Annotated in this window: 8 protein-coding genes and 2 pseudogenes; 9 read left to right on the forward strand and 1 reads right to left on the reverse strand. The window is 58.7% G+C overall.

The features are described 5' to 3' along the window. Positions 1-116: 116 nt before the first annotated feature. The 8 genes from Q7W83_RS01165 to Q7W83_RS01200 all read left to right on the forward strand — a co-directional run bounded on the left by Q7W83_RS01165 (position 117) and on the right by Q7W83_RS01200 (position 8580). Entirely contained in the window at positions 117-1403 is a 1287-nt protein-coding gene (locus Q7W83_RS01165; protein ID WP_150631842.1) for an OprD family porin, read from the forward strand. A gap of 331 nt (positions 1404-1734) precedes the next feature. Further along, a complete protein-coding gene (locus Q7W83_RS01170; RefSeq protein ID WP_150631841.1) occupies positions 1735-2025 on the forward strand; it encodes a type II toxin-antitoxin system RelB/DinJ family antitoxin in 291 nt (96 codons plus the stop codon). After that, a complete protein-coding gene (locus Q7W83_RS01175; RefSeq protein WP_150635867.1) occupies positions 1991-2305 on the forward strand; it encodes a type II toxin-antitoxin system YafQ family toxin in 315 nt (104 codons plus the stop codon). Before Q7W83_RS01170 ends, Q7W83_RS01175 begins: the two co-directional genes overlap by 35 nt. Before the next feature lie 263 nt (positions 2306-2568). Beyond that, positions 2569-3582, forward strand: a complete 1014-nt coding sequence (locus tag Q7W83_RS01180) for a 2-keto-3-deoxygluconate permease (protein WP_150631839.1) — start codon at positions 2569-2571, stop codon at positions 3580-3582. Next, positions 3579-4859 (forward strand): four-carbon acid sugar kinase family protein, encoded by a 1281-nt coding sequence (locus Q7W83_RS01185; protein ID WP_150635865.1) that lies wholly within the window; start codon positions 3579-3581, stop codon positions 4857-4859. The genes Q7W83_RS01180 and Q7W83_RS01185 overlap by 4 nt, the downstream gene beginning before the upstream one ends. 5 nt (positions 4860-4864) lie before the next feature. After that, a complete protein-coding gene (pdxA, locus tag Q7W83_RS01190) occupies positions 4865-5866 on the forward strand; it encodes a 4-hydroxythreonine-4-phosphate dehydrogenase PdxA (protein WP_150631837.1) in 1002 nt (333 codons plus the stop codon). 55 nt (positions 5867-5921) lie between these two features. Next, positions 5922-6695, forward strand: coding sequence for a DeoR/GlpR family DNA-binding transcription regulator (locus Q7W83_RS01195; protein ID WP_150631836.1), 774 nt, complete (start codon positions 5922-5924; stop codon positions 6693-6695). Positions 6696-6966: 271 nt separating this feature from the next. After that, positions 6967-8580 (forward strand): Fic family protein, encoded by a 1614-nt coding sequence (locus Q7W83_RS01200; protein WP_473655564.1) that lies wholly within the window; start codon positions 6967-6969, stop codon positions 8578-8580. Between the two features lie 70 nt (positions 8581-8650). On the opposite strand, the pseudogene Q7W83_RS01205 reads toward Q7W83_RS01200, so the two are convergent. Beyond that, positions 8651-8743, reverse strand: a pseudogene (locus Q7W83_RS01205) (DUF3077 domain-containing protein); the annotation flags it as partial. On the opposite strand from Q7W83_RS01205, the pseudogene Q7W83_RS01210 reads away from it, so the two are divergent. Further along, a pseudogene (locus Q7W83_RS01210) lies at positions 8742-8822 on the forward strand (helix-turn-helix domain-containing protein); the annotation flags it as partial. The pseudogenes Q7W83_RS01205 and Q7W83_RS01210 sit on opposite strands and share 2 nt — an antisense overlap. Positions 8823-8869 lie beyond the last annotated feature (47 nt).

Genomic DNA, 8869 nt, shown 5'->3' on the forward strand with positions numbered 1-8869 from the left:
CCCCGCGATTTATCGTGGGCGGGCCTTTTTGTTTCGGGGTGAAAAAAAGAGTGCGACAGCGCCGTTTCAGCCGTTCGACACAGTGCGTATCAACCCGTAATAAGGAAAAGAACAAAATGTTGAACAAGCGAATCAGCCTGATCGCACTGGGGATGTTGAGCGCGACACAGGCCATGGCAAACGACCAGGCCGAATCCAAGGGTTTTGTTGAAGACAGCAGCCTCAAAGTGCTGTTGCGCAACGCCTACATGAATCGTGACTACAAAGACGGCCGACCGGACAAAGCCGAGTGGGGCCAAGCGGCCATCGGTACGTTCTCGTCCGGCTTCACCCAAGGCACCGTCGGTGTGGGTGTGGACGCTTTTGGTCTGTACGCACTGCGTCTGGACGGCGGCAAGGGTCGCACCGGCGCGCAAGGCATCGACTTCTTCAAAAAGGGCGACAGCGGCAACGCGGCTGATGACCTGTCGAAGGGCGGCGCAGCGGTCAAATTCCGTCTGTCCAGCACTACGCTGACTTACGGCGACCAGATGCCGGCCCTGCCGGTGCTGAGCTACGACAACGTGCGCCTGTTGCCGGAAAGCTACACCGGCACCCTGATCACCTCCAAGGAGATCAAAGGCCTGGAACTGAACGCCGGTCGCTTCACCGCCGAATCGCGCAAAAGCGCGGAAGGCCGTGACAGTGGTGGCCTGAAGTCGATCAACGTCTTGGGCGGTAGCTACCAGTTCACCGAACAGTTCAAGGCGGCGGTGTACGCGTCCGACGTTGAAGACGTGCTGAAGAAGCAATACGTGAACGCCAACTACGTGTTCCCGATCGACAAGGATCAGTCCCTGACCCTCGACTTCAACGGTTACCGCACCAAGCTGGATAATTCCTACGTCCGCGAAAGCGGTGCCACCGGCGACGACAACAAAATCTGGAGCCTGGCAGCGACCTTCGCCACCGGCCCACACTCGTTCACCGTCGCGCACCAGCGCAGCACCGGCGACAGCAACCTGGGTTACGCCTACGGCGGCTACCAGAAAGACCAAGGTCGCGTCGGCGATGGCGGCAACACCATCTACCTGGCGAACTCCTACTGGTCCGACTTCAACGCCGAAGACGAACGCAGCTGGCAGCTGGGCTACGGTCTGGACTTCAGCACTTTCGGCGTCCCAGGCCTGAGCTACAACGTGGCTTACGTGCGTGGCGACAACATCACCACTTCCACCAGCGAAGGCGGTACCGAGCGCGAAATCTTCAACCAGTTCAAGTACGTCGTGCAAAGCGGCCCGGCCAAAGACCTGAGCGTGAAACTGCGCAGCTCGATCCTGCGTGTTTCGCAGAAGTCGAGCGAGTACAACGTCAGCGGCAACGAAGTACGTGTGTTCGTGGATTACCCGATCAACATTTTCTGATGATCGGTTGCCGTATCGAGGCCTGATTCAAGGCTGATAAAGAAGAAGCCCCGACTGGTTCGGGGCTTTTTTTCGCCTAAGAATCAGCGTTCAGGCTCTTGGGCTATTTCCTGCATTGAACCAGGACAGTTCCCAGTACCGAAAGGGATCAGGCTGATATTCATCACAGGTTTAATCGTTTGAAATACCGGACGGGAAATTCAGTTGATTGTCATAACGCCTCATCTGTTGGGAGCCGTCCATCACGCTGAAGTTGATCCCGGGATCCTGCTCAACCACAATGCTTGAGGTAGCGCCAATGTAGCTACAAATTAACGATGAGGTTATTACCATGGGTGCATTGCTGAAGACCACCGACGTGCGTTGCCGCATTGATGAGGATTTGAAAGCGCGTGCTACTGAAGTCTTGAGCGCTTGCGGTCTGAGCATCAGTGACGCCATGCGGCTTTTTCTTCGTCAGGTCGTAGCGACTCAGGGTCTCCCGTTTGAGGTACGCGTACCTTCGGTGAAAACGGCCCGCGCCATGAGGGAAGCACGTGAGATTCGCCAGCGGTTCGACTCGATAGACGACTTGCTGAGGGACGCTGATGGCGAAACCGGAGAAAAAGCAGAAGCGCGCTGAGCTGCCCAGGCAGTGTGCGCAAACGTCAGAATTCAAGAAGTCCTGGCAGCGTTACAAGCGTGCCGGGCGCCGTGACATGAATGAAGTTCGCCAAGTGATGGTCTTGTTGTTTCTGGGCGAGCCGCTGCCACCGCAATACCTGGATCATGCCCTGACGGGTGATTGGACTGGTTTTCGAGAGTGTCATATAGGCGGTGATTTCTTGATGATTTACGAGCACACGCGCTCCGATCTAATCACATTTGTCGATCTCGGAAGTCATTCAGAACTGTTCAAGTAGCGTTTGTAAAAATAGGCCCCGACTGGTTCGGGGCTTTTTTGTGGGCAGTGCAAGGCTCTAGTCTGCGTATCACGACGACCAAAGTCACTTGCGCGCCGAGCTTCACCTCTTCAAATGATCGAAACGAGCATTCTAAATGATTGGTTTGCGCATTTTATAACGAGGGCATAAGATAAATTTGACTGAATCAATCATTGCCTGATCAGTTCAGTCAGTTTCGAGGTGAAACACGTCTTACCCCACAATTATAAAAGGAGACCCTCGTGGCCCAATTTCCTATCAAGCGCACCATAGAACGCATTCCGGGCGGCATGATGATCGTGCCCCTGCTGATCGGTTCGCTGGTCGCCACCTTCATGCCTGATACGCCCAAGTTTTTCGGCTCCTTCACCAACGCGCTGTTCACCGGAGCGTTGCCTATCCTCGCGGTGTTCTATGTGTGCATGGGCGCGAGCATCAACATCAAAGCCACGCCTTACTTGCTCAAGAAGGGCGGTACGCTGCTCATCACTAAAGTCGGCATCGCGGTGCTCATCGGTATCGTGCTCGGCCATTTTCTCGGTGAGCAGCCGATATCGTCAGGCCTGTTCGCCGGCATCTCGACGCTGGCGGTGGTCGCCGCGATGAATGACACCAACGGCGGCTTGTACATGGCACTGATGGGGCAGTACGGCCGCTCCGAAGACGTCGGTGCCTACTCGGTCATGTCGCTGGAATCCGGCCCGTTTCTGACCATGGTCACCCTCGGCATCGCCGGCCTGTCGGCGTTCCCGTGGCCGACGCTGGTGGGCAGCATCTTGCCGTTGGCACTGGGCATGTTGCTTGGCAATCTCGACCGTGACATGCGCGACTTCCTGGCCAAGGCCGTTCCGGTGATGATCCCGTTCTTCGCGTTGGCACTGGGCGCCAGTCTGGACCTGCATAACGTCTGGCAGGCCGGTTTGCTGGGGCTCGGCATGGGTGTTGCGGTGGTTGTGCTGACCGGCATTCCGCTGTTCTTCGCTGATCGTTTGACCGGTGGCACAGGCGTCGCCGGTGTCGCTGCTGCCACCACGGCGGGGAACGCCGCAGCCGTTCCTGCACTGATCGCAGCGGCCAATCCGGTGTACGCCGAAGCCGCCAAGAGCGCGACCATATTGGTCGCGGCCTGCGTGGTGGTCACCGCGATCCTTGCGCCGATACTCACCGCCGCCGTCGCCAAACGCGTGCAACAGCGCAACCCTGTCGTCATCCCTGAGCAGGAGATCGAACCTCAAAAGCAGGAGGCGTTGCGATGAGGATTTTGATCATCGCGGATGACCTCTCCGGTGCGGCGGATTGCGCCATTGGCTTTGCGAGCGTGGGGCTGCAAACGGTGGTCACGCTCGACCCCTTGAATGACAAGGCCGATGCACAGGTAATCGCCGCCGACACGGACACGCGTCGCCTCTCGCCGGCGCACGCCGCCGAGCGCACCGTCGCTGCATTCAAGGCACTGCATCAGCCTGGGCAGCGGCTGTACAAGAAAATCGATTCGACCTTGCGCGGCAACTGGGCGGCGGAAGTTGCTGCCCTGCAACCCTTGGCCGGCCTGGCCATCGTAGCCCCGGCTTTCCCCGCGACGGGGCGCACGTTGCGCGGCGGTCGGGTGTTCGTCAACGGCCAGCCGCTGGAAACCACCGACACCTGGAAACTTGAAAACGCCGATCGCCCAGCTGATGTTGAAGCGATGCTCATCGCCGCCGGCCTGAGCACCGCGAAGCTGGACCTCGAGACCTTGCGAGGCAACGAAAAAGCGCTCGCACAGCACATCGCCGAAGTCGCCCGCAGCGGTACGCAAGCACTGATCGTCGATGCGCAAACCGAAGACGATCTGCTGACCCTCGCTCGCCTGACCGCGTCGATGGAGCAGCCGCTGTTCTGGATCGGCTCGGGTGGCCTGGCGCGGGAAATAGCGAGTCTTCCCGATTTTTCCGAGGTGCGATTCACGGCCACCGAACCGACCGCGCAGGAAAAAAGTCAGGCACCCATTCTGATCCTCGTCGGCAGCCTCTCCGGTGTCTGCGAGCGGCAATGCGCGCTGCTCAAGGAGCGCGGCGGTGTCAGCGAATTGGTCGTCCCGCCGGAGGTCCTTCGCCAAGGAATTGCCCATGGAGATTGGGCAATCTGGCAGTCGCGCATCGGCGAGCAACTGGACGGCTGGAGTGACCTGCTGCTGCGCATCGGTCGCGATGTCGCGTTCGATCCGCAGGAGGGTGCGCAACTCTCGACCATGCTGGCTGTGCTGGTGGAACCTCACTTCGCCAAGGTCGGCGGTCTGATTGCCACGGGCGGCGAGACCGCACGGGCCATATTGACCACCGTCGGCATCGACAGCCTGCAACTCATCACCGAAATCGAAGCCGGCGTTGCCTTCGCCCGCCCGACTGTTTCCCGGCAAGGCCATCGTCCCGGCATTGTGACCAAGGCCGGCGCGTTCGGCACCGATCACGCGTTGTATGCGGCATGGCAACACCTGAGCGCCAGCGCCGATCGCTCCCCGCCCCAACGCACACGAATCCAAGGACTCGAATGAACACTATGAGCAATTACCTCCCCGTCATCGGCATCACCATGGGCGACGCCTCGGGTGTCGGTCCGGAAATCATCGTCAAGAGCCTGACCCACGACGTCGTCTATCAACAATGCCGACCGCTGGTGATTGGCGATGCACGCCGTCTCGAGCAGGCCAATGTCATCGTCGGTGGCAGCGCCAAAGTACGCCGCATCAAGGACGCTTCCGAAGCGCTTTACGAGGCCGGCGTGATCGACTGCATCGACCTCGACCTGATCCCCGACGACCTGCCGTTCGGCGAACTGTCGCCCATCGCCGGCGACGCCGCTTACCAATACATCGCCCGTGCCGTGCAACTCGCCGAGGCCGGCCAGATTGATGCCATTTGCACGGCGCCACTGAACAAGGAAGCGCTGCACGCCGGCGGCCATAAATACCCCGGCCACACCGAAATGCTCGCGCACCTGACCAACGTCGACGAAGTGTCGATGATGCTGGTGGCGCCGCAGCTGCGGGTGATTCACGTCACGACCCACATCGGCATCATCGACGCGATCCGCAAGATTGAACCGGGCTTGGTTCAGCGCACCATCGAGCGCGGCAACGCGACGTTGATCAAGGCCGGCATTGCCCGTCCGCGCATCGGCGTGTGCGGGATCAACCCGCATGCCGGTGAAAACGGCCTGTTCGGTTATGGCGAAGAGGAAGAAAAAATCATCCCGGCGGTGAAACTGTTGCAGGAGCGCGGCCTCGACGTCACCGGCCCGCTGCCCGCCGACACCCTGTTCTTCCGTGCCGGACGCGGCGACTTCGATCTGGTGGTCGCGATGTATCACGACCAAGGCCACGGCCCGGTCAAAGTGCTCGGACTTGAAGCGGGCGTGAACGTCACCGTCGGCCTGGATGTGATCCGCACCTCGGTCGACCACGGCACCGCGTTCGATATCGCCGGCAAAGGCATCGCCGATGAGCGCAGCCTGCTCGAAGCGCTGCGCCAGGGCGCGGAGTTGGCCACGCGTCGGGGATGAGCCGCACGGGCGCTGTCGTGTAAGATCGACCACCGTCCACCACGCGAGACCCACCATGAAAGCCTCCGAACGCCACCGCGCCATCCTCGACCTCGTACGCATTGGCGATGCCAACGTCGAGCAATTGAGCGCGGCGCTCGGGGTTTCGGAAGCGACGGTGCGACGCGACCTCACCATGCTCGCCAAACAGCGGCACCTGGTGCGCACCTATGGCGGCGCCACTGCCGTGGTCGGCGTTCATGAGCCGGAAGCCTCACTCGAAGAACGCAAGACATCTCAGTGGGAACAAAAAGACGCCATCGCTCAGGCAGCTGCGGCGCATGTTCAGGACGGCGATACCGTCCTGCTCGACGGCGGCACCACCTGCGCTGCACTGGCCCATCATTTGTGCTCGCGACAAGACGTGCACGTGGTCACCAACAACCTGCTGGCCGTGATGACCCTGGCCAACGCGCCGGGCATTCGCCTGACCTTGATCGGCGGCGATTTGCGCGGTTCGAGCATGAGCACGCTGGGGCCCTTGGCCGAGCTGACGTTAAGTCGGTTGAGCGTCGACAAAGCCTTTCTCGGTGCGGACGGCGTGGTCGCTGAGTTCGGTTTGTGCGAGGCGAGTGCGCAGCAGGCGTATCTCAAGGAATGCATCATCAAGCGGGCGGCGCAGATTGTGGTGTTGGCGGATACCGACAAACTGGGCCGCGCCCGCCAACAGCATTGGACGCCAATTGAGCGGGAGTGGCGGTTGATTACCGGTGCTACTGCCGATGAAGCGGCTCTCGCGCCGTTTTATGCGCTCAAGCAAATCACCGTGGAAACCGTGATCATCGCTTGACTGCCCGCCTCGCAGCTCTGTACTCGAAACGGTTTTGTGCATAAATCCAGATTTATGATCGTTTTTGAGCAAGTAAAATCGTTTTTACGCATTTTGGTCAGTTCGACAGTGCCCAACTCAAGGAGCGGAGCTCAAATTGTTATGCTCTGAATGTTCGTTTTTATGCATTCCTGCCGAAAAATAATCATTTTTATGCGACGAAACCTGATTTTGATCGTTACTCTTCATTTTGTGGTGGTTGATTCGGCCGAAGTTTTGAAAGGAGTGTGACGTGAGCGAGTTTCCCGTAGACGCCATCGGTGCTGCCTGGCTAGCAACAACTTTCGACGTGCGGCCGATGGCACGGCTACCCGTGTTAAGTCAGGTCGGTAGCCGACGGTCAACTCAGGTCGAAGATGGGTTTCGTCTTGAGACCTTTACGGAAAACATGCGCCCCGATCCGGACTTTTCATCCCATCTGCAATTTCACCTGCGGCATGAAGTCCCGAACCTTGAGTTCTTGACCAGACTGTTTACCAAGGTGGGTGCTGCACCGGTACAAGGCTGGTTGAATGACGAACCCACCGGCCAATATGCCCGCAGGTCAGCGTTCTTGTTTGAGTGGCTCACTGGCGAGCAGTTGCAAGCGCCAGAACCCATAGGCGGTAAGTATGTCGATGCCATCAACGCCGACCTGATGGTGGCAGCTTCACCCGAAGAGGCGGTGAAAGTGCCGCGTTGGCGAGTGAATGACAACCTGCCTGGCACGAGCTACTTCTGCCCAATTGTCGTCAAGACTGCAGCAGTCAAGTCAGCAGCGGACCTCGATGTGCCTCACCTCTTTGGTCAACTGACCGCAGAGTTTGGCGAAGCACTTCTGCTGCGCGCCGCCGCATGGATGACGCTCAGGGAAAGCAAAGCCAGTTTTGCCATTGAAGGGGAGGCGGATCGTTCTACGCGTATCCAGCGTTTCGCAGATGTGTTGGCGCGAAGAACCGGACAGGGCGAACTGCCGCTCACCGATGCTGCACTGGCTGAGATGCAAGAAGAAATTCTTGGCGCAGTGACCACACTGACACGCTTGGGGATTCGGCAATCTCCGGTGTTTGTTGGCGAAACTGTGCGTTATCAGGAAATTGTCCATTACGTCGCTCCCCCGGAGAGCGATCTGGAGCGGATGCTGGAAGGCATTCGCGTCTTTCTGAATCGTACTCAAGGGCAATCCCCGGTCATGCGCAGTGCGGTAGCCGCGTTCGCTTTCGTCTATATCCATCCACTGGCCGACGGCAACGGGCGGGTCCATCGCTTTCTGATCAACGACATTCTGCGTCGTGATGGGGCCATTCCAGACCCGGTGATTCTTCCGATTTCAGCTGTTATCACCGACGACTCTGCCGAGCGCCGTCTTTATGACAGCGTGCTGGATCAGGTTTCAAAACCGCTCATGCAAGGCATACGAGACCAGGTAGCATTCGCCAGTACTCGTACGCAGTACCCTGACGGCGTGGTCTCGAATATTGAATTCACAGGCCAGGATCAGGCCCGCCCGGTGTGGCGCTATCCCAACCTGGGGCCACACGTTGTTTTCATGTCTAACGTCATTCGCCGCACCATCACCGAACAGATGCGTGAAGAGTCGCGCTATTTACGCAGCCACATAAGGGCCAGGCAGGCAATCAAGGAAATCGTTGAGATGCCTGATCAACAAGCTGATCGGCTCTTGCGATCCATTGAGCAGAACGAAGGGACACTGAGCAACGTACTGGCCAAGGAAATGCCTGTGCTGACCAGGCCGGATATCTGGGCCGCCATTATCGAAGCTGTGGCTCAGTCTGTTCGGGGGGAGGAGCCGATAGACAGTGGCGTGAGCGATCGATACCACCCGAATCAGCCCGTGGGTAGATGACCGATTTACACAAAAAGCCCCGATTGATTCGGGGCATTTTATGCGCGCTCTTTCGGTACGCGTGATGGCGTTACTGGCTGCGATTGTTCATCGGTGCGTCCAACACCTTCACCACATCATCAATGATCGCCTTCGTCATATCCTGCAAGAAATGCGACGCCCAACCGACAGGAGCGGCGCAAACGCTGCTTCGTGTAGCGAGTCAGCATCCTGAGGCGTTGCTGGACTTGCAAAAAGTCTAGGGCTAGTGAAAGGCCAGATTTACACGTAACTAATCTGGCCATTTAAA

Source organism: Pseudomonas sp. 300 (assembly GCF_055803035.1).

Bases quoted from the DNA above. Each gene is read 5' to 3' on its own strand.
- Q7W83_RS01165 (WP_150631842.1), top strand. From the start codon at position 117: ATGTTGAACAAGCGAATCAGCCTGATCGCACTGGGGATGTTGAGCGCG.
- Q7W83_RS01170 (WP_150631841.1), top strand. From the start codon at position 1,735: ATGGGTGCATTGCTGAAGACCACCGACGTGCGTTGCCGCATTGATGAG.
- Q7W83_RS01175 (WP_150635867.1), top strand. From the start codon at position 1,991: ATGGCGAAACCGGAGAAAAAGCAGAAGCGCGCTGAGCTGCCCAGGCAG.
- Q7W83_RS01185 (WP_150635865.1), top strand. From the start codon at position 3,579: ATGAGGATTTTGATCATCGCGGATGACCTCTCCGGTGCGGCGGATTGC.
- pdxA (WP_150631837.1), top strand. From the start codon at position 4,865: ATGAGCAATTACCTCCCCGTCATCGGCATCACCATGGGCGACGCCTCG.
- Q7W83_RS01195 (WP_150631836.1), top strand. From the start codon at position 5,922: ATGAAAGCCTCCGAACGCCACCGCGCCATCCTCGACCTCGTACGCATT.